General features: G+C 62.8%; 23 protein-coding genes. 11 read left to right on the top strand and 12 right to left on the bottom strand.

What is annotated here, in order from left to right:
* Nucleotides 1-852, bottom strand: coding sequence for an exodeoxyribonuclease III (locus AC1MBU_RS06855; protein ID WP_277358187.1), 852 nt, complete (start codon nt 850-852; stop codon nt 1-3).
* Nucleotides 853-873: 21 nt separating this feature from the next.
* Nucleotides 874-1,365 (bottom strand): hypothetical protein, encoded by a 492-nt coding sequence (locus AC1MBU_RS06850; RefSeq protein ID WP_277358188.1) that lies wholly within the window; start codon nt 1,363-1,365, stop codon nt 874-876.
* A gap of 190 nt (nt 1,366-1,555) precedes the next feature.
* Here AC1MBU_RS06850 and AC1MBU_RS06845 point away from each other — a divergent pair, with 190 nt between their 5' ends.
* Both AC1MBU_RS06845 and AC1MBU_RS06840 read left to right on the top strand, forming a co-directional pair.
* Nucleotides 1,556-2,329: a CHRD domain-containing protein gene (locus AC1MBU_RS06845; RefSeq protein WP_277358189.1), complete on the top strand. Its 774-nt coding sequence runs from the start codon at nt 1,556-1,558 to the stop codon at nt 2,327-2,329.
* Nucleotides 2,330-2,346: 17 nt separating this feature from the next.
* Nucleotides 2,347-3,027 (top strand): class F sortase, encoded by a 681-nt coding sequence (locus AC1MBU_RS06840; protein ID WP_479789584.1) that lies wholly within the window; start codon nt 2,347-2,349, stop codon nt 3,025-3,027.
* Between the two features lie 21 nt (nt 3,028-3,048).
* On the opposite strand, the gene AC1MBU_RS06835 is transcribed toward AC1MBU_RS06840, so the two are convergent.
* The 6 genes from AC1MBU_RS06835 to glyA form a co-directional block, all read right to left on the bottom strand.
* Nucleotides 3,049-3,408: a VOC family protein gene (locus tag AC1MBU_RS06835; RefSeq protein WP_479789581.1), complete on the bottom strand. Its 360-nt coding sequence runs from the start codon at nt 3,406-3,408 to the stop codon at nt 3,049-3,051.
* Nucleotides 3,409-3,477: 69 nt separating this feature from the next.
* A complete protein-coding gene (locus AC1MBU_RS06830; RefSeq protein ID WP_346028738.1) occupies nt 3,478-4,302 on the bottom strand; it encodes an ABC transporter permease in 825 nt (274 codons plus the stop codon).
* Between the two features lie 5 nt (nt 4,303-4,307).
* On the bottom strand, nt 4,308-5,111 hold the full coding sequence (locus tag AC1MBU_RS06825; RefSeq protein ID WP_479789731.1) for an ABC transporter permease: 804 nt from the start codon (nt 5,109-5,111) through the stop codon (nt 4,308-4,310).
* Nucleotides 5,112-5,208: 97 nt separating this feature from the next.
* Nucleotides 5,209-6,150 (bottom strand): ABC transporter ATP-binding protein, encoded by a 942-nt coding sequence (locus AC1MBU_RS06820; protein WP_277358191.1) that lies wholly within the window; start codon nt 6,148-6,150, stop codon nt 5,209-5,211.
* A gap of 91 nt (nt 6,151-6,241) precedes the next feature.
* Entirely contained in the window at nt 6,242-7,132 is an 891-nt protein-coding gene (locus AC1MBU_RS06815; protein WP_479789576.1) for a bifunctional methylenetetrahydrofolate dehydrogenase/methenyltetrahydrofolate cyclohydrolase, read from the bottom strand.
* Nucleotides 7,133-7,290: 158 nt separating this feature from the next.
* Nucleotides 7,291-8,586, bottom strand: coding sequence for a serine hydroxymethyltransferase (gene glyA, locus AC1MBU_RS06810; protein ID WP_479789574.1), 1,296 nt, complete (start codon nt 8,584-8,586; stop codon nt 7,291-7,293).
* 149 nt (nt 8,587-8,735) lie between these two features.
* On the opposite strand from glyA, the gene purU reads away from it, so the two are divergent.
* The 3 genes from purU (at nt 8,736) to AC1MBU_RS06795 (ending at nt 10,145) form a co-directional block, all read left to right on the top strand.
* The gene (purU, locus tag AC1MBU_RS06805; RefSeq protein WP_277358194.1) at nt 8,736-9,617 is read left to right on the top strand and encodes a formyltetrahydrofolate deformylase; all 882 of its coding nucleotides are present in this window, start codon (nt 8,736-8,738) and stop codon (nt 9,615-9,617) included.
* A gap of 18 nt (nt 9,618-9,635) precedes the next feature.
* Nucleotides 9,636-9,809, top strand: a complete 174-nt coding sequence (locus tag AC1MBU_RS06800; protein WP_479789571.1) for a DUF1737 domain-containing protein — start codon at nt 9,636-9,638, stop codon at nt 9,807-9,809.
* Between the two features lie 198 nt (nt 9,810-10,007).
* Nucleotides 10,008-10,145: a hypothetical protein gene (locus AC1MBU_RS06795; protein WP_277358195.1), complete on the top strand. Its 138-nt coding sequence runs from the start codon at nt 10,008-10,010 to the stop codon at nt 10,143-10,145.
* On the opposite strand, the gene AC1MBU_RS06790 is transcribed toward AC1MBU_RS06795, so the two are convergent.
* Nucleotides 10,129-11,091 (bottom strand): hypothetical protein, encoded by a 963-nt coding sequence (locus tag AC1MBU_RS06790; protein ID WP_471673102.1) that lies wholly within the window; start codon nt 11,089-11,091, stop codon nt 10,129-10,131. The genes AC1MBU_RS06795 and AC1MBU_RS06790 overlap by 17 nt on opposite strands.
* Before the next feature lie 360 nt (nt 11,092-11,451).
* On the opposite strand from AC1MBU_RS06790, the gene AC1MBU_RS06785 reads away from it, so the two are divergent.
* From AC1MBU_RS06785 to AC1MBU_RS06760, 6 genes are all read left to right on the top strand, one after another.
* A complete protein-coding gene (locus tag AC1MBU_RS06785) occupies nt 11,452-11,973 on the top strand; it encodes a gamma carbonic anhydrase family protein (protein WP_277358197.1) in 522 nt (173 codons plus the stop codon).
* A 32-nt stretch (nt 11,974-12,005) separates the two neighbouring features.
* Entirely contained in the window at nt 12,006-13,214 is a 1,209-nt protein-coding gene (locus AC1MBU_RS06780) for an ROK family transcriptional regulator (RefSeq protein ID WP_479789568.1), read from the top strand.
* A 128-nt stretch (nt 13,215-13,342) separates the two neighbouring features.
* Complete coding sequence (gene mmsA, locus AC1MBU_RS06775) at nt 13,343-14,881, top strand: multiple monosaccharide ABC transporter ATP-binding protein (RefSeq protein WP_277358199.1); 1,539 nt, start codon at nt 13,343-13,345, stop codon at nt 14,879-14,881.
* 20 nt (nt 14,882-14,901) lie between these two features.
* Nucleotides 14,902-16,191 (top strand): multiple monosaccharide ABC transporter permease, encoded by a 1,290-nt coding sequence (gene mmsB, locus AC1MBU_RS06770; RefSeq protein ID WP_056548945.1) that lies wholly within the window; start codon nt 14,902-14,904, stop codon nt 16,189-16,191.
* Between the two features lie 72 nt (nt 16,192-16,263).
* Complete coding sequence (locus AC1MBU_RS06765) at nt 16,264-17,370, top strand: substrate-binding domain-containing protein (protein ID WP_479789565.1); 1,107 nt, start codon at nt 16,264-16,266, stop codon at nt 17,368-17,370.
* A gap of 213 nt (nt 17,371-17,583) precedes the next feature.
* A complete protein-coding gene (locus tag AC1MBU_RS06760) occupies nt 17,584-18,660 on the top strand; it encodes a Gfo/Idh/MocA family protein (RefSeq protein WP_479789563.1) in 1,077 nt (358 codons plus the stop codon).
* A 27-nt stretch (nt 18,661-18,687) separates the two neighbouring features.
* Here the strand turns inward: AC1MBU_RS06760 and AC1MBU_RS06755 are convergent, their stop codons facing one another.
* From AC1MBU_RS06755 to AC1MBU_RS06745, 3 genes are all read right to left on the bottom strand, one after another.
* The gene (locus AC1MBU_RS06755; RefSeq protein WP_471673099.1) at nt 18,688-19,680 is read right to left on the bottom strand and encodes a bile acid:sodium symporter family protein; all 993 of its coding nucleotides are present in this window, start codon (nt 19,678-19,680) and stop codon (nt 18,688-18,690) included.
* Between the two features lie 127 nt (nt 19,681-19,807).
* The gene (locus AC1MBU_RS06750) at nt 19,808-21,343 is read right to left on the bottom strand and encodes an LPXTG cell wall anchor domain-containing protein (RefSeq protein WP_479789561.1); all 1,536 of its coding nucleotides are present in this window, start codon (nt 21,341-21,343) and stop codon (nt 19,808-19,810) included.
* Between the two features lie 93 nt (nt 21,344-21,436).
* Nucleotides 21,437-22,480: a hypothetical protein gene (locus AC1MBU_RS06745; RefSeq protein WP_479789559.1), complete on the bottom strand. Its 1,044-nt coding sequence runs from the start codon at nt 22,478-22,480 to the stop codon at nt 21,437-21,439.
* Nucleotides 22,481-22,600 lie beyond the last annotated feature (120 nt).

Below are 22,600 nucleotides of genomic sequence, written 5' to 3'. Positions count from 1 at the left end.
TCAGTCCTGTGGTTGTAAGAGCTTGTAGTCGACGACGAGCGGCGCGTGATCCGAAAAGCGCGCTTCCCAGGAGTGGGCTCGATCGACGACGGCGGTGGTGGCGGCTGTTGCCAGTTCAGGGGTGGCGAGGTGGTAGTCGATGCGCCAGCCGGCGTCGTTGTCGAATGCCTTGCCGCGCCAGGACCACCAGGTGTAAGGGCCGTCAACGTCCCCGGCAAGGTCACGGTGGACATCAACCCAACCCACCGCATCGCTGAAGAAATGATCGAAGTAGGCGCGTTCCTCCGGCAGGAAGCCCGCCTTCTTCAGGTTGCCCTTCCAGTTCCGGATATCCCGGGTGGTGTGTCCGACGTTGAGGTCTCCCACCACCAGGGCGTGGTCGCGGGTGCCGCGCAGCTCGGTGAGCCGCGCCGACATCAGGTCGAGGAACCGGTACTTGTCCTGCTGCTGCGGCGAGTCCGCCTCCCCTGAGTGCACGTAGGCGCTGACCACGCTGAGGGTGGTTCCGTCCAGGTCGAAATCAGCTTCCACCCAGCGACCAGCGGAGGCGAAGTACTCGTCACCGATGTGCTCGCGGGTCTCCGTGGGCTCCAGACGGGAAGCGACGGCGACGCCGGCACGGCCCTTGGCCGCGGCCTCAGAGTGCAGAATGTGCCAGGAGTCCCCAAGGAGCTCCCGCACCACCTTGTCCGGTGCACGCACCTCCTGAAGGCACAGGATGTCGATGTCCCTGTCCTCAAGCCACTCCTGCATCCCCCGCCGGTATGCTGCGCGGATTCCGTTCACGTTCACGGTGGCAATACGAAGGGCTTCTGGGTGCTTGCTGCTTATCAGGGTTTGTGCCGAACTCACCCGATCAACCTTACCGGAGCGCTAGTCGACGACAGTGCCCTCAACCGGGCCGTCGTCGTCGTTTTTCATCATGCTGCGGGCATTGTGGGAAGTGATCTCGATGGTTTCAAGCGCACGGTCCACCATGCCCTGGTCCGTGCCGAGATGATCGCGGATCACGCGGGCCTGGACCTGGACGATCTTGAAGCTGTGATCGAGCTTCTGATCCCGCATTGCAGCGCTTGTACCGGCCGGGCCTCCGCCCGCCATGCCCCCGCCGGCGGCCCTGTTGAACTCGTCGATCCGGGCGCTCGCCTTGCGTGCGGCAGAGCGCACCGTAAACACCACGAAGCTGAAAATCAGCAGCCACCCAAGGGAGATGATGACCACCAGCCAGCCGACGACGTCGTTCTCATTGGCTGCGAAGACCACAGCCACCAAAAACACCACCAACATGATGGCCATTCCTACGCCGCCCATACGCAGGCTCAGTCCCTTGCCCGCGGTTTTTCCAGAGGTTCCCAGTGGTTGCATGCCTCTATTGTCGCAAACCGGCAGCGCGGGCAAGGTTGCTTCCACCACCGGCGAAAAGACGGTTCGAGCATCCGAAGAAGGCGCGCGGGAAATTTAATTCAGATCACACCCATCCGTGATGCAACCCACGCCGAACTAAGGTCATGCGCATCCTTTCCGGTGCGCGTCCCATTCGCACCATGGAGGAATCATGAACAAGAAAGCACTTTTCGCAGTCCCCACCCTCGCTATGGGTCTGCTGGCAATGGGCGGCGCACCCGCAATGGCTGATCATGCCACCGGCTACTACTCCTCGACCCTCGGGCAGCTGAACGGCACCACGGGCACCGGCAGCATCACGGTTGATGTGAAGGGTACCGAAGCCACGGTCAACCTGACGGTCTCCGGCCTTGCCGAGACCTTCATGGACGGACCTTACCCGCACGTCCAGCACATCCACGGTGGAGCGGAGGGCACTTGCCCGACGCCCGCTGCTGACACGGACGGCGACGGCCTCGTCAGCGTGACCGAGGGCGCTCCGTTCTACGGCGGAATCGTCACCACGCTGTCCACCAGCGGCGATACCAGCCCTGCTGCCGGTCTTGACCTGGCACTCGGCGGACAGGGCGGTTCCTACACCATTTCCCGCACGTTCGAACTGAACCAGGAAACCCAGGACGCGCTTGACGCCGGCACCGCCGTCGTTGTTGTCCACGGTCTCGATCCCGCCACCGCAGGCGTCAGCGAAGAGGTCTTCAGCGCACCGAGCGACCTGAACCCGGACCTCCCGATCGGCGCAACCTCGCCTGCTCTGTGTGGCACCCTGGTTGCTTCACAGATGGGCGCAATGCCTGAGGGTGGCGCTGACACCGGCGTTGCTCAGGAGACCGGCTCCAACCTGGGCATGATCGCCCTCGGTGGCGGCCTGGTTCTGGCAGCAGCAGCCGGCGGCACCTACGCTGTCCGTCGCTCAACCACCAAGTAAAGGACTGATCTGATCTCATGATCAGCTCCAACTCCGGCCGCCGCAGAAGCTTTGCAGTTTCTGCGGCGGCCGCCCTTTTGATACTCACCGGTTGCGGCACAGGCACCGGCAGCGAGGGTGCTCAGGCCCCAACGACGACGACGACGACGGCTACCTCCGTGCCGGCAACAACGGCCCCTTCCGCGAGCCCCGAAACGTCCCCCTCCGCGGAGCCTTCCCAGACACCCGCCCTTCCGCCGGTGCTGGAAGCTTCCGAACCGGTCTCCTTCTCGATACCCACCATCGAAGCGGGTTCCGAACTGCTCTCGCTTGGACTACGGGAAAACGGGTCCCTGGAAGTGCCGCCGGACGGACCCGGAGCACCAGCCAGTTGGTACAACCAGTCCCCCACGCCCGGCGAGCGCGGACCGGCTGTCTTGCTGGGCCATGTCAACGCCACCGGCGGCGGCCCCGGCGTCTTTGCGGACCTCAGGGCGCTGAAGGCCGGCGACCTCATCGAGGTCAAGCGCAAGGATGGGTCCACCGCCACTTTCGCAGTGACCAAGGGCGAGCAGTACCCGAAGGATGACTTTCCCACCCAGCAGGTGTACGGGAACACTGAGGGCGCCGAGCTCCGGCTCATCACCTGCGACGGCTATGATCCGGAAACCGGGCTCTTCGACGACAACTACGTTGTGTACGCCGAACTGGTCACCTGAGGGTCCGTTAGCAAGCCGTGCCTACCAGCACACGAGGCAGAACGGGTGGCCTGCCGGGTCCAGATAGACCCGGTAGGTGCCCGTCCCCGACTCCAGACTGGTAGCCCCTAGCGCGAGCACCTTCTGCTCCGCGACGTCGAGGTCTTCCACCCGGACATCGAGATGCACCTGCTGCGGGATCTCCTGGCCCGGCCACCTCGGCGGCATGTATCCTTCGACCTGCTGGAAGGCGAGGGCCGGACGGTCCGGGGCATCACCGATGGTGATCCACCCATTGTCATCATGCTGGACGCGGATCATGCCCAACAGGTCCTCATAGAAGGACGCCAGCTGGTCCGTGTTTGAGCAGTCGAAGACGGTTGCGTGCCATTTCCCAATCATGGTCCCAGTATCTGCCGTCTCCACCGCGAATGGTAGGCAATCGCGGACACCTTCCGTCCTTACGCGTTCCTACTTCAGAAACAGCTTCCGGAGGCGCGTGGTGGTCAGGACCATCCCCACGAGGATCATCACCAGGTAATAGGTGATATGGACCGCCGTTGCAGGGGTAAAGATGCCAATACTGAGTTGACGCAGCAGTTCAACGCCGTGCCAGAGCGGCAGAGCCTGGATGAACCACTGGATGCCCTGCGGGTAAACACTCAATGGATAGAACGTCGCCGAGAACAGGAACATCGGCAGCATCACGAAATTGATCCAATCCATCTGCTGGAAGGTCTTCATGTAGCTGGTGATGCCCATGCCGAACGAGGCGAAGCCAAAAGCAATCAGTACGGAAGCCGGAACCATCAGCAGTGCCCACGGCGTGGTGATCAGCCCCATCAGCCCCATGACCGCGGTGAAGCCCGTGGCGTACAGGGCGCCCCGCAGGAGCGCGAGGAAAATCTCGCCGATCGCAACATCCAGCGGCCCCAGCGAGGTGTACAGCATACCCTGGTAAAGCTTTGCGAAATTCATCTTGAAAAACACGTTCCAGGTGGAGTCATAGACCGCGCCGTTCATCGCGGAGACTGCAAGGAGCGCCGGCGCTATGTAGGCGGCGTAGCTGATTTCCTCTCCGCCGGGCCCGACGACGGTGCCCACCAGTGCGCCCAGGCCCACCCCCATGGAGATGAGGTAGAGCACCGGCTCGAAGAACCCGGACACCATGATCAGCCAGTTGCTGCTCTTGGTGGCCATGAGTCCGCGCGCGATCACTGCTTTGGCATTTCGTGCGTACAGCGCACTGAACGGGCGGTCCTTCACCTGGACCCGGTAGTCCTCTTCAGTGAGAATGTTGCTCACTTGCCCAGTCTCCGTTCATACATGCGGCGGGCCAGGACCCAGCCGAGCAGTGCCAGCGCCCCCAGATAGAGGATGTGGATTGCCGAGAGCCAGACCGGCTCGTCATACCCGTAGGTCAGCACCCGTCCCAGTTCCGTACCGTGCCACAGCGGGGAGATCCACCCGATCCAGCGTAGGAAGATGGGCAGCGTTTCGAGCGGGAAGAAGGTGCCGGAAAACAGGAACAACGGAGTCACGATGAAGCGCATGACCAGCGCGAACTGGCCCTTGTCCTCGGTGACGCTGGCCGAGTACGCCATGAGCGGGAGCCCGAACGAAAGCCCGCAGACAACGGCGACGATGATTGCCACCGACCCCCAGGCAGATGGCGATGCACCGAAGGCAGCAACGATCGTGAAGTAGATCGCGGACATCAGGAAGAGCCTCAGCGAGATCGCGATGATGTATCCGTTGACGATCTGGTGCACGGCCAGCGGCGAGGCATGCGGACCGTAGTAGACGCGCCGCCACTTGAAGCCGTCCATGACGGGATAGGTGAACTCCGTGGCGGCCGTCATGATCGTGGCGGAGGACAGGAGCGCCGGCGCAATGAACGCAAGATAGCTAACGCCGCCGAAAGCGCTCTCGGCGCTGTTGCTGTCCACGAGCGTGGCGAGGCCGACTCCCATTGCGAAGAGATACATCACGGGATTGCCCACGCTGTAGGCGAGCAGCGTCCAGCGGTAGCCGTTCATCACCTTAAGGGCGTGTTCGGCGTAATACCAGGAGCCGAACTTCCTGGCGCGTTCCGCCGCGACCATCGGGGAATGGGCAGCGCGGACGGCCTGCTCATTCTTCGTATTTCCCGTTTCCCGGCGGCCGCCCGGTGCGGGCTGATCCGGGGTGCCGGTGTGCTGGCTAGTCAACGAGGCTCCTACCGGTCAGTCGCAGGAAAACATCCTCAAGGGAGGACCGGCGCACAAGGGAGGTAATGGGATGAAGACCGCGGGCGGTGACCTGCTCGAGGGCAGACTCGCCGTCGTGCGTGTAGATCAGCACGCGGTCCGGCAGGGACTCGAGCCGTTCGCCGATGCCGGCCAGATCCGCTGCCACCGTTGTGTTCCTTTCCGAGCCGAAGCGGAGCTCGAGCACCTCACGGGTGGAGTGCTCGCGGATGAGTGTGGCGGGAGATCCCTCAGCCATGATCTGCCCCTTGTCCACCACGACGAGGCGGTCGCAGAGCTGCTCCGCCTCATCCATGTAGTGGGTCGTGAGGATCAGGGTAACCCCGGACTCCTTCAGACGGAACAGCCGGTCCCAGAGAATATGCCGCGCCTGTGGATCGAGGCCGGTGGTGGGCTCGTCCAGCAGGAGGATCTTCGGCTCGTTGATGAGAGACCGGGCGATGGTCAGGCGCCGCTTCATGCCGCCTGACAGCGAGTCCACCTTCGCCTTTGCCTTGTCGGTGAGCTGGGCGAACTCAAGCAGCTCATCCGCCTTGGGTTTGAGGTAGCTCATCGGCAGGCCGAAGTAGCGGCCGTAGACCAGCAGGTTGTCCCGGACGCGCAGTTCCTCGTCCAGATTGTCCTGCTGCGGCACGACGCCGAGGTGCGCCCGAACCTCCGGACCATGCTGCTCAGGGTCCAGACCCATGATGGTCAGCTTCCCGGAGGTGCGCTGCGAGACGCCGCCGATCATCCTCATGGTGGTCGACTTGCCGGCGCCGTTGGGACCGAGCAGGCCGAAGGACTCCCCCGCTGGTACGTCGAATGAGATGCCGTCGACGGCAGCGAAATTCCCGTAGTGCTTGGTCAGCCGGTCAGCGGAGATGACGTAGTTCGGAATAGTTTGGTTGGGCACCAGAACAGCCTAGAGCCTACCCTGGGAGTTTTTGTCGCCTATCTGCTGTTCCGGCGACACTTTGGCAGCAGATCGGCGACAAAAACTGCAACTAGCTGGTGACGCCCGCATGACGTTCCGCAGCCTCGACAACGTTGGCCAGGAGCATCGCGCGCGTCATGGGGCCCACTCCCCCGGGGTTGGGCGAAAGCCAGCCGGCGACGCCGGCTGCGTCCTTCGCGACGTCGCCGCGCAGGATGGCCTTGCCGGTCTCAGGATCAGTCACCCTCGTGACCCCCACGTCCAGGACGATAGCGCCGGGCTTCAGATGTTCAGCCGTGATCATCCCGGGCAGGCCCGCGGCCGCCACGACGACGTCGGCCTCGCTGAGGTGCCGCGGCAGGTCCACTGTGCCGGTATGCGCCAGCGTGACGGTCGCGTTGATCGCACGCCGGGTCAGCAGCAGGCCAAGCGGCCTACCTACAGTCACCCCACGTCCCACGACGAGCACGTTCTTGCCCTTGAGCTCGATGTCATGGCGCAGAAGCAGCTCGACGATGCCATGCGGGGTGCACGGCAGGGGCGAGTCCATAGGTCCGTTGACATTGAGGACGAGCTTCCCGAGATTGGTCGGGTGCAGTCCGTCGGCGTCCTTGCCCGGCGTCATCCGCTCCAGGATGGCATGTGCGTCGATGTGCGCAGGCAGAGGCAACTGGACGATGTAACCGGTGGTGGCGTCGTCGTCGTTCAGTTCGTCAATGACCTTTTCGAGGTCCTCCTGGCTGATGTCCCCCGGCAGGTCGCGGCGGATCGAGTTGATGCCCACCTGCTCACAGTCGCGGTGCTTTCCGGCGACGTAGGAATGGCTCCCAGGGTCATCTCCGACCAACACCGTACCCAGGCCGGGCGTGATGCCCTGGCCCTTCAGAGTGGTGACCCGCTCTGTGAGTTCGCTGCGGATTGCGGCCGCTGTTGCCTTGCCGTCAAGAATTTGTGCGCTCATCTACGCCGCTCCTTTGTTGAGCTGTTCCCTGTCCAATTCCTCGAGCAGGTACGCCTTGCCACGCTCACAGCACCCTGTGAAACAGCACTCCGCTGTGGGGATCTCGTACTCATCCGAGCGGGCTGCCGCCGAGTCCAACGCACCTGGGGGCAGGTCTTCTACCATTCCTCGTGCCCGGGGTAGAGCGGGAAATCGGCAGCGAGGCGGGATACGCGTGCACGCAGCCCCTCGACGTCAGCACCGGGCTTCAAAACTGCAGCGATGATTTCGCCCACCTCGGCGAACTCGGTGGAGCCGAATCCGCGGGTGGCGAGAGCGGGGGTGCCGATGCGGAGGCCGGAGGTGACCATGGGCGGGCGCGGATCATTGGGGACCGCGTTGCGGTTCACCGTGATGCCCACCGAGTGCAGGAGGTCCTCCGCCTGCTGACCGTCCAGCTCGGAGTGGCGGAGGTCCACCAGGACCAGATGCACGTCGGTTCCGCCGGTGAGGACCGACACTCCGTGCTCGGTGACGTCAGCGCCCATGAGCCGCTCTGCAATGATGCGGGCGCCCTCGAGGACGCGCTCCTGGCGCTCCTTGAATTCTTCCGTGCCGGCAATCTTGAAGGCCGTGGCTTTGGCCGCGATGACGTGCATGAGCGGGCCACCCTGCTGGCCCGGGAAGACGTTGGAGTTCAACTTCTTGGCCCACTCCTGTTTGGCCAGGATCACGCCTGAGCGGGGGCCGGAGAGGGTCTTGTGCACGGTGGAGGTGACCACGTCCGAGTGGGGAACCGGGCTTGGGTGCAGACCGGCTGCCACGAGGCCTGCGAAGTGGGCCATGTCAGTCCAGAGCAGGGCGCCGACCTCGTCAGCGATGGACCGGAATGCTGCGAAATCGAGGTGACGGGGGTACGCGGACCAACCGGCGATGATGACCTGGGGTTTCTCAGCCAGGGCCTGCTCGCGGACGCGCTCCATGTCGAGGCGGTGCGTGTCATTCTCGACACCATATGCTGCGACTTCATAAAGCTTGCCGGAGAAGTTCAGCTTCATGCCGTGGGTCAGGTGGCCGCCGTGCGCCAGGGACAGGCCCATGATCTTCTCGCCGGGCTTGATCATCGCAGCGAGCGCGGCGGCGTTGGCCTGGGCTCCTGAGTGCGGCTGGACGTTGGCGTACTCCGCACCGAAGAGCGTCTTGACGCGCTCGATGGCCAGGCTTTCTGCGACGTCAACATGCTCGCAGCCGCCGTAGTAACGGCGGCCCGGGTAGCCCTCCGCGTACTTGTTGGTCAGGACCGAGCCCTGAGCTTCGAGGACCGATCGCGGCGCGAAGTTCTCGGAGGCGATCATCTCGAGGGTGTCGCGCTGGCGTGCGAGCTCATTGTTGAGGACCGCGGCGATTTCCGGGTCCACCTCGGACAGCGGCGCATTGGTCACGGACTGGGTCACAGAGGGAGAGGATGAAGTCACGGAAGGCTCCTGGTGAGATGAGGGTTCTACAGGTCAGGCTACCTGTTGACCGGGGTGCGCCCGAAAGTTCCAGCCAAACTGGCTCGAAGTGTTTCGGACGGTGACTCGCAGCGCTGCTGCGGCCCTGCCGTGCCCGGTAACCTTGGAGCGTGACTGAAGCTGTACAGGCCGGTGTTCCCGGCAGCGCGCCGTCGTCGTTCATTCTGACGCTCTCCTGTGATGACCGGCCGGGAATTGTCCATGCCGTTTCCGGGGCGTTGGTGGCTGCTGACTGCAATATCACCGAGTCCCAGCAGTACGGCAGCCCGGACTCGGGGACGTTCTTCATGCGGGTGGCGATCACCACGCGATCGGAACGGGGCGCCGTCGAAGCGCACCTGGCGCCGGTAGCCCAGGCGTTCGGGATGACGTGGGGGCTGCACGCCGAAGGCACACCGGCGCGCACGCTCATCATGGCCTCCAAATCCGCCCACTGCCTCAACGACCTGCTCTTCCAGCAGCGCGCGGGGATCCTGCCGATCGAGGTGCCCGTGATTGTTTCGAACCACACGGACCTGGCTGACCTTGCCGCATTCTATGGCGTGCCTTTTCACCATGTTCCCGTCACTGCTGACGGTAAGGCTTCGGCGGAGGAACGACTTTTGGAGCTCGTGGCCGAGCATCGGATTGAACTCGTGGTTCTTGCACGGTACATGCAGGTGCTCAGCGACTCCCTGTGCTCGCAGCTGGTCGGGCGTGCAATCAATATCCACCACTCGTTTCTGCCGTCGTTCAAGGGTGCGCGTCCCTACCACCAGGCGCACGCCCGCGGCGTGAAGCTGATCGGTGCAACTGCCCACTACGTGACCCCGGCTCTGGACGAGGGCCCCATCATCGAGCAGGAAGTCATCCGCGTGGATCACGCGCGGACGGCACCACAGCTGGCCGCGATGGGTGCGGACGTCGAAAGCCGGACGCTGGCACAGGCCGTGCAGTGGCATGCCGAGCACCGTGTGCTGCTCGATGGCACGCGGACCGTAGTCTTCAACTAGGTTCGTTCAGGAGTAAACATGAGTGATGAGACGCCACTGCGCTACCGCGTACTGACCGGCCCCGAAGACCGCGCGTTCTGCGCGCGGGTGAGCGAGGCTCTGGAGAGTGGCTACCGGCTGCATGGCTCCCCCGCCGTGACGTTCAACGGCGAGCGCGTGATCGTTGCGCAGGCAGTAGTGCTGGAGGACTGAGGTTGGCTTTGTCTTCGCCGCGGGCGGGTCGCGGAGGCCGGTGGGGAGGGCGGGTGGCGGAGGCGGGTGGCGGAGGCCGGTCGCGAGGGCGGGTGGCGGAGGCCGGGAGCGGAGGCCGGGAGCAACCTGGACAAAGGTGAGTGGGATGTGTGCCGGTTTCCCGCCGGCCGGGACTCGAAAGGAGCAGTTCAGACGAAAGTGAGCAGCATTTCCCTCACCTCGGTCCGAATACTCCTGCTCTATGTCCAGGTTGCCCGATTCACTGTCCTGGGTGCTCGGCCCGGCGTCTGGATTGCTCCTCGCGGCTTCACCCAGCGCCTCACGGACGCCGGTTGATGCGTGGCAATCCCGCCTTGGTGAGCTCTCGTAGCAGGAGCTGAGGATTTGTGGCTTCCTTCCATTCCCACCGCACCACGTTTTTGCCTGTGGCTCGTATGCGGTTCTCCCGGTTCTTCTCATCGATCACCACTTGGGCAACGGTTTTCCCCTGCATGTACTCGGGTTTCTGATACTTACCCCGACCGTCGAACTCTCCGACCAGCGCGTGATCCTTCCACCAGAAGTCAACGACAGCGGCCAGTCCCAGCTCATCCATCACTCTGTACTGCAGTTCGGGCGCCGGAAATCCGAGCTCAGCGATATACACCCGACTCAGAGACTCGCCCGGATACATCGCCGAGCCATCGGCGAAGTCGAGGACCCGGCGGACTTTTCGACGTTTGGCTCCGGATGGAAGCAGGGCGATAAGGTCTTCAACGTCCGCCTTGGTCACTGGACGCTTCCGACTTTCTGCTGGGAGGGGCTTCGTGTTGAGCAGCCTGTCCATGACAGCAACTGCCCATGGAAAGTCATAGATCATACAAAGATCGACGGCCGTCTGGATCTTGCCGGTCACACGTAGCCCGCAACCCATCGCTTCGGCGGAGACCTCGCCTGCAGGAGACGTCATCCGGCGCACTCCATTGCTACTCTTGCGCCCGCTACCCACCGGCACGATCACCTGGATGTCCGGCGGCAGGTCCGAGCGGGGGAACCCCCAGAGCACTCCCGCTGTCTCCGCCCCGAACAGTGGAGGACGACGTGCAGTGCTGGTCATCGCCTTGAGCATTCCGCGATAACGCTGCTCGTCCTCGAGTTGTCCCCAGCTTTGGGCGTCCACATAACACCCGTGCCTGATTCTCAGCAGCTCGCCGCTCTTGGCACGTCGGGAGAGCTCCCGCGGCCAGGCCTCCTCGTACGGTTTGTCAGCGCTGGTGCGGATTCGCAGTGGAAAGTCAGCCATGGTTTCCAGCAAAGCCCATAGTCCGCCCGCACGCGGATGGAGAACCGGCTATGTGGATAACGCCCGCAATTCCCGACCCCGCCAGAGACGGAGGCGAGCGACGAAGTGGGACGCGGACGGCGGGTGACGAAGTGTTGAGGCGGAGGCGGGAGCGAAGTGGGACAGACGCGTACGGGGGGGTTGCTAGCGGGGCTGGAGCAACATGGTCCAGCGTGAGCGAAATTTCCCTCACCCCGGTCCGGGTTGCTCACCCGCCAGTCCAGGTTGCCCACCCGCCAGTCCCGATTACCCCCGGGCCCGGTCCGGATTGCTCCACGCGAAGGAGCTCGGCCTGAGATCTCACGGGGATAGGCTGGGCGGATGGGACACATCATTGAATTCGGCGGTAACACTCCCTCGATCCCGGAGACCGTGTTCGTAGCACCGACGGCTTCCGTCATCGGCAAGGCAACCTTCGGGGATAACGCCAGCGCGTTCTACGGCGTCAGTGTGCGCGCAGACACTGAGACCATCACCATCGGCGCGGGTACAAACCTGCAGGACAACGTGGTCGTGCATGCCGATCCGGGCTTCCCCGCCACCGTGGGAGACCGCGTGAGTGTGGGGCACAGCGCCGTCGTGCATGGGTGCACGATCGGGAACGACTGCCTGATCGGCATGAGCGCCACCATCATGAACGGCGCAACCATCGGAGAGGGATCCCTGGTTGCCGCCGGCGCCGTGGTGCTCGAAGGCATGCAGGTTCCGCCGCGTTCGCTGGTGGCCGGTGTCCCGGCGAAGGTCCGCCGGGAGCTGACCGACAACGAACTGCAGGACGTCCGGGACAACGCTTCCCGCTATCAGGAGTTGGCTGCTCTCCATCGAGTTGCGTTTACTTCTTGACGGCAACAACCTTCGTGTAGGAATCTGTAGGCATGTCCGTTGAGTCTGCCGCGCCGTCGAGGCCTGCCCCCAAGCCGAGCCTTCATAAGCCAGGTTCCCAGTCGGCTCTCCGGCAGCTCAATGAGCAAAGAATCGTCCAGGCGCTTGCGACCGGCGGTCCTCAGACCCAGGCTGAACTGGCCCGCCAGACCGGGCTTTCCACGGCGACGGTCTCCAACATTGTTCGCGGTATGTCGGACTCAGGCACAGTAACAACGAGCCCCACCACCAGCTCCGGGCGCAGGGCCCTGTCCGTTGCGCTCAATGACAACGGGTTAGTTGCTGTCGGCATCGACATCGGCCGAAGGCACGTGAGGGTAGTCCTTGCCGGCCCGGACTACCGTGTTCTTTGCGAGGAAGCCATCCCGCTGACAGCCGGCCACACCGCGGAGGAAGGGCTCGACGCCGCCGCGGAACTCCTTGAACGGCTGCTGACGGAATCGGGTACTCCCCGAAGCGCGCTACTCGGCGCCGGCATCGGAATCCCCGGCCCCATTGACCGTCGCACAGGAACCGTTGTGCAGGGCGCCATCCTGCCTGAATGGGTGGGAATCAACATCCTCGAGACGTTCAGTGAACGCCTCAGAATCCCTGTGTTCATTGACAATGACGCCAACCTCGGAGCGCTGGCGCAGGTCACCTGGGGGCCGCACAGTTCGGTGGAGAACCTGATCTTCGTGAAGATCGGCTCAGGCATCGGCGCCGGCCTGATCCTCAACGGTGCGCTGTACTACGGCAACGTCGGGATCACGGGAGAACTAGGCCACACCACCATCGACGAGCACGGCCTCATCTGTCGGTGCGGCAACCGCGGCTGCCTCGAAACCGTCGCCTCGACGGCAACCATGATCAGCCTGCTAGAGCGCACCAGCCACCGGCCGCTCACGGCGCCCGACATTGTGCAGCTCGCCCTCGACGGAGACACCGCAACACTTCGCGTCCTCGACGATGCCGGCCTCGCGATCGGCCGCGCCATTGCCCATGTCGCCAACCTGATCAACCCCGAACTGATAGTTCTCGGCGGGTCCCTGACCGGCCTCGGCGATATCCTTCTTGACCCCGTCCGGCGCGGATTGCTTCGGCATGCAGTGCCGGTTGTCGGAGAATCGACAACTGTCAGCATGGGCTCCCTCGGGGACCGCGCCGAAGCACTCGGGGGCGTCGCCGTCGTCTTGTCCCAGCCCAGCCTTAGCTCAAGCTAAGTTCTGGTTTTCCAACAGTTCGACATTAATTGCGTTCAAGACTTGACGCCAACACCTTACTCAGAGTTTACTTTTTTGGCGGGCCATTTCGGTCCAAGGACAGCGCAGTCAGTTGCGGGAAGGCCTCTATGGACAACCACACCATCCTCGAGATGCAGTCGATCACCAAGGAATTTCCCGGTGTGAAAGCACTCGATCATGTTTCCCTTTCCGTTACGGCCGGCGAGATTCACGCGATCTGCGGTGAAAACGGTGCTGGGAAATCCACCCTGATGAAGGTGCTCTCCGGGCTCTATCCTTACGGCGACTACCAGGGTCAGATTGTCTTCCAGGGCAAGGAGATGCAGTTCAAGGACATTCGTTCCAGCGAAGCCGCCGGAATCGTGATCATCCACCAGGAACTCGCGCTGATCCCCGAGCTGTCCATCGCCGAGAATATTTTCCTCGGCAATGAGCCCACACGCTTCGGAGTGATCGACTGGGACAAGGTCAACCTCTCCGCCGTCGAGCTCCTGGCCCGCGTCGGGCTGAGCGAAGACCCGACTACCAAGATCAAGGACATCGGTGTCGGCAAGCAGCAGCTGGTCGAAATTGCCAAGGCCCTCAGCAAGTCCGTTAAGCTGCTCATCCTCGATGAGCCCACAGCCGCACTCAACGAAGCTGACTCCCAGCATCTGCTGGATCTGATGTCCGGACTGCGCTCCAAGGGCATCTCCTGCATCATGATCTCCCACAAGCTCAACGAGATCGAGCAGATTGCGGACTCCATCACGATCATCCGTGACGGCAAGGCAATCGAAACCCTGCATATCAAGAACGACGGCGTGGACGAGGACCGCATCATTCGCGGCATGGTCGGACGCTCTCTCGAGTCCCGTTTCCCTGACCACACCCCGAAGATCGGCGAAACGTTCTTCGAGGTGCGCAACTGGACGGTCGGCCACCCCAACGTTGCCGACCGCCTGGTCTGCAAGAACTCAAGCTTCAAGGTGCGGCGCGGGGAGATCGTCGGCTTCGCCGGCCTGATGGGCGCCGGGCGCACGGAACTCGCCCGTTCCGTGTTCGGCCGCTCCTACGGCAACTTCAAGTCCGGCCGGATCTTCAAGGACGGCAAGGAAGTCACCTTCAAGTCCGTGCCGCAGGCAATCGACGCGGGCCTCGCCTACGTTACCGAGGACCGCAAATCGCTCGGGCTGAACCTCCTGGATGACATCAAGACCACCACCGTCTCCGCAAACCTCAAAAAGATCACCCACAACTTCGTGGTGGACAACGACGAGGAATACCGCGTGGCGGAGGAATACCGGAAGTCGCTGCGGACCAAGACACCGAGCGTCAACGAGGGCGTGGCCAAATTATCCGGCGGCAACCAGCAGAAGGTGGTGCTGTCGAAATGGATGTTCACCGATCCCGATCTGCTCATTCTTGACGAGCCGACCCGCGGCATCGACGTAGGCGCCAAATACGAGATCTACGGCATCATCCAGAAGCTCGCAGACCAGGGCAAGGGCGTGATCGTCATTTCCTCAGAGCTCCCGGAACTCCTCGGTCTCTCAGACCGCATCTACACCATCTTCGAAGGCTCCATCACCGGCGAGGTGACCCGTGAGCAAGCCAGCCAGGAATCCCTGATGAAACTCATGACCGCCAGCAGAAAATCTGCCTGACCGAATCCCTAGGACGCACCATGAATTCCCTCAAGCGAATGTTCGGCGGCAACACCCGGCAGTTCGGGATGATTTTCGCCCTGATCGCCCTGATTCTGTTTTTCCAATGGCAGACCGGTGGCAACACACTCACACCGACCAACGTCATCAACCTGTTCAACGGCAACGCGTACATCCTGATCCTGGCAATCGGCATGGTGCTGGTCATCATCGCGGGCCACATCGACCTCTCGGTCGGGTCCGTGGCAGCCTTCGCCGGCGTCGTCGTCGCCATCTCCATCCGCGACTGGGGCATTCCCTGGTACCTCGGGATCGTGCTCGGGCTTGTCCTCGGTGCACTGATCGGAGCGTGGCAGGGATTCTGGGTTGCCTACGTGGGCATACCGGCGTTCATCGTGACCCTGGCGGGCATGCTCCTGTTCCGTGGAGCGAACCAGTACGTGGGCGAATCAAACACCATTCCCGTACCTGAGGCGTTCCAGTTCATCGGGGCCGGCTACCTCCCCGAGGTGGGACCCGTCACGGGATATAACAACCTCACGGTGCTCCTGGGTCTGCTCGCTGTGGGCTTCTTCGTGTACCAGGAGTTCAGCAACCGCCGCCGCACCGCGCAGATCGGCTCAGAGGTGCAGCCGCTGTGGATCTCCGTGGCGAAACTCGTCCTCCTCGCCGCCGCCATCCTGTACGTCACGTCCCTGTTTGCCACCGGCCGCCCGGGAACGTCCTTCCCTATTCCCGGGCTCATCCTCGCTGTCCTGGTCATCATCTTTGCGTTCATCTCGAACAAGACCGTGGTCGGTCGCCATGTGTATGCCGTCGGTGGCAACCGCCACGCGGCCGAGCTCTCCGGCGTGCAGAGCAAGCGCGTGAACTTCCTGGTGATGATGAACATGTCCATCCTTGCGGCACTCGCCGGAATGATCTTCGTGGGCCGGTCCACAGCATCGGGCCCCTTCGACGGCGTGGGCTGGGAACTCGATGCGATCGCGGCAGTGTTCATTGGCGGTGCAGCAGTGACCGGTGGCGTGGGAACGGTGATCGGCTCCGTGATCGGCGGCCTCGTCATGGCCGTCCTGAACAACGGCCTGCAGCTGATGGGCATCGGCGCCGACATGACACAGATCATCAAGGGTCTCGTGCTGCTGATCGCAGTCGCGTTTGATGTGTACAACAAGAGCCAGGGGAAGCCCTCCATCATCGGATTGCTCACCCGAAACTTCGGCGGCGGGCGAAACAAGCCCGATGCGCCGTCAGCGCCCGAGGAAAACCCCGCAGCCCGGGAGGCAGTGGGCACAAAGCAGGTCCTCTAGAACCGATCCGCCGGTTCTGGCCAAAACCTTTCACTGACAACCAAAGCAAGATGCTAAAGAAAGAGAAATCGAATGCGTAACTTCGCAAAATCACTTGCAGCACTCACTGCAATTTCAGCATTGGCGCTGACATCCTGTGGCCGCGAGGATCCCGGTACGGCAACCGGGACCGCCGGCGGCACCGAGACCGCCTGCGAAGGGTTCGAGGAAGGCGCCGCCATCGGTGTAGCGCTGCCCCAGAAGACCTCGGAGAACTGGGTCCTGGCGGAGCAGCTGTTCAACGATGGCCTGACCGAAACCGGGTACGAGCCGTCCGTCCAGTTTGCCAATGGCGGCGTGGCGGAGCAGCAAGCCCAGATCAGCTCAATGATCACCAACGGCGTGGAGGTCCTCGTGGTCGGTGCGATCGACGGCGCACAACTGGGCAACCAGCTGCAGCAAGCCAAGGACGCCGGGATCACGGTCCTCGCCTATGACCGTCTGCTCACCAACACCGAAAACGTGGACTACTACGTGGCCTATGACAACTTCAAGGTCGGTGAGCTGCAGGGCCAGGCCCTCCTGGACGGGTTGGCTGAGCGCAAGGGTGAAGGTCCTTACAACATCGAACTGTTCGCGGGCTCTCCCGATGACGCGAACGCCCAGGTCTTCTTCGACGGCGCCATGAGCGTCCTTCAGCCGAAGATCGACGACGGCACGCTCAATGTCGTCTCAGGCCAGACCTCCTTTGACCAGGCAGTGACCCAGGGCTGGAAGGCCGAGAACGCGCAGCGTCGCATGGATACCCTCCTCAGCGGTAACTACGCCTCCGAGGAATTGCATGGCGTGCTCTCACCGAATGACACGCTGGCACGCGCCGTCCTCACCTCGGTTGCGGCTGCAGGAAAGGATACGCCGGTTGTCACCGGCCAGGACTCCGAGGTGGAATCGGTCAAGTCGATCATGGCAGGTGAGCAGTACTCCACCATCAACAAGGACACCAGCAATCTGGTGGAGCAGACCATCACGATGGTTGAAGCCATCGGCGCCTGTGAAGAGGTCGAGGTCAACGACACCGAGTCCTACGACAACGGCGTGAAGGTTGTCCCGGCCTACCTGCTGGAACCGCAGATCGTCACCCAGGAAAACGCGGCAGAAGCGTACGCCGATGACCCCACGCTCGCTGAGCTGGTCAAGTAGCCAACTCCAGGAAGATCCCCGGCCGCATTTCGCGACCGGGGATCTTTTTTCGTCGCATGCTAAAAGTGAGGCTCTCCCAGGTCGGCGCTTCGGAGCTCGCAATGCCCATGCGACGCCGGGTGAACGGAGTGGCGCTGGTCCTTGAAGCGGGTTGCGGACGTACCCCTGCCGTAACGGGTGGACGTGCCCTCCTGCATTCGGAAGTATGAAGGAATGACGACGAACCTCCGCCTCCCTGTGCCCCCGTGCGTTGCGCCGGACGCGCCCTCGCCTTTCGCCGCTACCGGCGCGCCGCTGCGCTGGGGCGTGGTTGCCACGGGCGGGATCGCACGGAAAGTGACCGAGGATATCGCCCGCCTCGAGGACGCGGTGCTGCAGGCGGTGAGTTCGCGTAGGGAAGATCGGGCGCGCACCTTCGCCGATACGCACGGCTTCGCAACCGTGCATTACGACGACGGCGGCTCCCGGGGTTTCGAGCGGCTGGCTGAGGATCCGGACGTGGACGTCGTCTATGTAGCGACTCCGCATGGCCAGCACTACGAAGTATGCAAGGCACTGCTTGCCGCCGGCAAACACGTTCTGTGCGAGAAAGCCTTCACCGTCAACGCGCGTGAGGCGGAGGAGCTCATCAATCTGGCCCGGGAGAAGCGGGTGTTCCTCATGGAGGCGGTGTGGACGCGCTTCCTCCCCAGCGTGAACCGGGCGTGGGACATCATCCACTCGGGCGAACTCGGCGATATCCGCTGGGTACAGGCGGACCTCGGTTTCCCAGCTGCCTATAACCCCGAAGCCCGCCTGTGGGACCCGCTCGCCGGTGGCGGAGCACTGCTGGACCTCACAGTTTACCCGTCCACGTGGGCGCTGGGATCGCTGGGCTTCCCCACTTCGGTTGCGGCCGAAGGCACACTGAATGACGACGGCGTGGACGCGCAGAACGCGCTGACCCTCACCTATGCAAGCGGCGCGCAGGCCCAGCTGTCGTCGTCGTTGTTGGCCTCCGGGCCCAGCCAGGCCACTGTCGCCGGTAGCAAAGGGTGGCTACGCACGTCCGCTCCGCTTCACAACCCGCGGGAACTGTACGTCCATCCGCACGGAGGCGAAGCACGGGTGGAGAAGTTCGAACAGGCAGGGAACGGGTACGCCTATGAGCTACGCGAAACCACGCGGTGCATTCAAGAGGGTCTCCTCGAAAGTCCCACCATGCCGCTTCAGCACACGCTCGACACCATGCGGATGTTCGATGGCGTCCGGGCCCAGCTGGGCCTTAGATATGCCAACGACGACCGGTAGCGGGCCCAAAAACCACCGTGAGTTGAATTAGCTCGCGAGGTTCGTTTCCGGCGCTGGCCGCTGCGTCTCTCCGGCTGCACCGCGGCGTCGCCAGTACGCTGCCAGAAGTGCGCCGGAGACGTTGTGCCAGACCGAGAATATTGCTGCGGGGAGGGCTGACTCCGGGGTCATATGTGTCCGGGCGAGGCCTGCTGCGAGGCCCGAGTTCTGCATTCCAACCTCGATCGCCGTGGTGCGCCGGGACGGAATCGGCAGCTTGAAAACTCGTGCAGCTCCATAGCCGAGCGCATACCCGAGGCCGTTGTGCAGGACTACTGCCAGCAGCACAAGCAAGCCCGCCGAGAAAATTGCTTCGGCGCTCAGCCCGACTACAGCCATGACCACCAGGGTGATCGCGGCAACCGAGATCCAGGGCAGTACGGGAAGCGCCGCTGCCACAAGACGAGGCAGGAGCAGGCGTGCGGCCAGACCAAGTGCCACGGGAATCAGCACAATCTGGACGATGGACCATGCCATGGCGCCGGCGTCTACCGGTAGGTATTGTCCTGCCAGCCAGAGGGTGAGCAGAGGAGTCAGGAGCGGAGCAAGCAGTGTCGACACAGTGGTCATGGCGACTGACAGTGCTACATCACCCTTGGCCAGGTAAGACACCACGTTGGATGCTGTGCCGCCGGGGCAACATCCAACGAGGATCACACCGGCTGCAAGGGCGGCCGGCAGTCCGAGCACGGAAACCACCAGCAGCCCCAGCAGCGGCATCACTACGAATTGCGCAACGACGCCGATCACCACCGGAATCGGGCGCCTGGCAATCATTGCGAAATCCGGCGGTGTCAGGGTCAGGCCCATCCCGAACATGATGACTCCGAGAAGAGGATTGATCGCCGGTGCGAGGCCGGTGAACGCCGTCGGTATCATCAACGCGACGGCGCCGCCGCCCAGGACAAGCAGCGGGAAAATGGTAACTGCAATGCGCGCGTTGCGTTCCTCAGCGGACGCAGCTGAGTGTTGCGATTTCATGCTTCAAGAAGTAACACGGGCGTTTCACCGCGGTCGCATCCGGCCCGGAATTGTTACGAGTAGCACCTAACGCAGGCGCGGCGAATGGCCGGAGCCACGTGGGCTCCGGCCATCGCCGTGGATCAACCTAGATGCGTGCGGTACGGGGCCGACGCGACACCAGGGCAACACCGCATCCCAGCAGCAGGCCTCCTACCAGAAGCAGCACCGACGAATCGGTTCCTGTCTGCGCGAGGCTGCCACGGGTCGCATTGCCCGAGGTGGCGTTCGTGTCAGCGGCAGCGCTTGTACCGGCACTGGCCATGACGCCGGCGCTCGCCAAAACCACCGTGGACTCGGCGGTCATACCGTTGTCCGAAGCAGTGTTGCCACCTTGAGCCCCGTTGCCGGGAGTACCACTCTGATCACCTGGAACAGCAGGGCCACCGTTAGCAGGAGAGTCCCCTTCACCGGGGGTTACTCCATCACCGGGCGTCGTGGGGAAGCCAGGTTCAGCGGACGAGCCCGGATTCTCAGGGTTGACCGGGGTCTCAGGATCAGTCGGATCCTCGGGATTAACCGGGGTCTCAGGATCAGTCGGATCCTCAGGGCTCACGGGAACAGAAGGACCATCCGCGGCAGATCCACAACCGGACGAGTTGCTGTCGCCAATCACCGAGACTGCATTGCAGCCAACGTTGACAGGAACGATCACACCGAGGTCAACTCCGATGTCACCAAGAAGCCCGCCATCGTCAGTGCCTTCAGCGGCACCTGTCGAGGTATCCCCCGAGGATTCACCACCAGCAGCAGAATCGGAGCCACTGGTCGAAGAATCACCAATCACCGACACCGCGTTACCACCAACATTCACCGGCACAACCGCATCAACACCCGCAACAACGTCACCAAGAAGCCCGCCATCGTCAGTGCCTTCAGCACCATCCGTCGAGGTATCCCCCGATGTCGAACCCTCAGCACCAGAATCAGCACCGCTCGTCGAAGAATCACCAATCACCGACACCGTGTTACCACCAACATTCACCGGCACAACCGCATCAACATCACCGACAACATCACCAAGAAGCCCGCCATCGTCAGTGCCTTCAGCGGCACCTGTCGAGGTATCCCCCGAAGATTCACCACCAGCAGCAGAATCGGAGCCACTGGTCGAAGAATCACCAATCACCGACACCGCGTTACCACCAACATTCACCGGTGCTACAGCGGCAACGCCGGCAGTGATACCACCGATATGCCCTTCCCCCACCGAAGCCTGGGCCTCGCCACCGCCGATGGTACCGCCGCCAGCGCTACCACCGGCCGCTGCAGTAGAGCCAACGGTTGAGGAATCACCTATCAGTGAGATCGAGTTACCACTCAAATTCACTGGTATGGCTGCCTCGACAGCTGCGGTCACGCCGCCGAGGAGGGTGCCTTCCGATCCGGTGGCGCCAGCAGGATCGCTGCTATCGACGGCCACTCCATCCGATGACGACGTCGACCCCTCAGAGGAAGCGTCCCCAATCACCGAGACGGAATTGCCGCTGACATTTACGGGCGCTACGACGTCGCCAACTACCGCTATGCCGGTCTCATCGGCTGATGCCGCCCCGGCGCCAAGGACGAGGATGCCCCCGGCGAGGAGGAATACTTTGATTCCTCGTTGTATGCAGGTTTGCATGATGTGTTTCTCCTGAATTGATGAGTATGGATAGCACGCAAGAGCGCGCCACAGTGACCGTCTGCCGCCCGCATGAGGGCAACCGACGGCTCATCAATCAGGAGTTGAACCGGGGTCGAAAGTTGGCCCAGAAGACAGCGCAGCAAGATAGCCGAACTGTGAAGCGCCAAGAGAAGAAATGCTGAAATCGAAAGAAAAATGGCTGTCAGCGGCGTATGGACTGCTCGCGCCTGCTGACCCTGCAGCAGCAGCGCCGGAAGCGGCATTACCCGCCGCGATGCCAACCGAACCGTCCGATTGCTGAAGATCAGCTACCGCAAGATCTGGAAGCCCCTGCAGTGCATACACCGCACCGTGTGGTGAGTCCGCTGGGTGGAAGTCAGTTGCCAGTGCGTCCACTGTCACAGATCCCGAAACAACAGTTGTTTCTGGGGCTTCTTGAGCAGCCGGCAGCGCTTCGCCAGGCAAACGGATGGGCGCCATAAGCGTTGCTACTTCCTCCTCCGCAGAGACCTGGGGGTCAGCAACCGACGGCTCAGTGGGAGCTTCGGGCAAGACAGGTGGGTCAACGCTCACAGGCTCAGGAAGGGGTGCCACAATCTCGTCAGGCGCAGTAGGACGAACAACCGGCGTCACGACTTCCTGGACCGGCGGCAGCACAGGTGCGGCTGCTGCATCAACGGCTTCCAGGACAGGCTGGGTAACGGCTGTGGTTGTTCCCGGCGGGACGATCACGTTCACCACAGGCAGTTCGGAAACAGCAGCGTCCACCAGGCTGGTGACCGGAGCAACCGTCTCGACCGCGCTGATGTTCGCGATAGCGGGTGGCACATTTTGAATGACGTCCGAGACCGCGGGCAGTGCAGAATTCTCGTTGGACGGGATCGGCGCAACTGCCTCAACAGGAACTGCCTCAACTACACCGCCGAGGGGTCCTGAAATATTCTGGACCACCGATTCCACGGGAGTCGTTACCGACTCAACCACGGAAGTGACGGACCCCAGCAGATTGCGCTCCCCGGCATCGACCGCCTGTGCTGCGCCCGCAGACAACGCCAGCAGACCGAAAGCGCCTCCGACACTGAGGAGGGAAATGCGCACAGAGGAGATGAGCGAACGGCGGTTTCGCCTGCTCATGCCATCACCCCCACGGTCAATGCTGAGCCTCAAGGAGAACATGCTTCTTACCCGGTGTGAACAGTTCATCGACTATTCGTCTTCAGCTTCTGCAAGCAAAAAGCCCCGCACCTGCGAGCG

It is taken from the genome of Arthrobacter sp. PTI12 (assembly GCF_056679915.1).
This window is presented reverse-complemented; position numbering and strand designations above follow the sequence as displayed.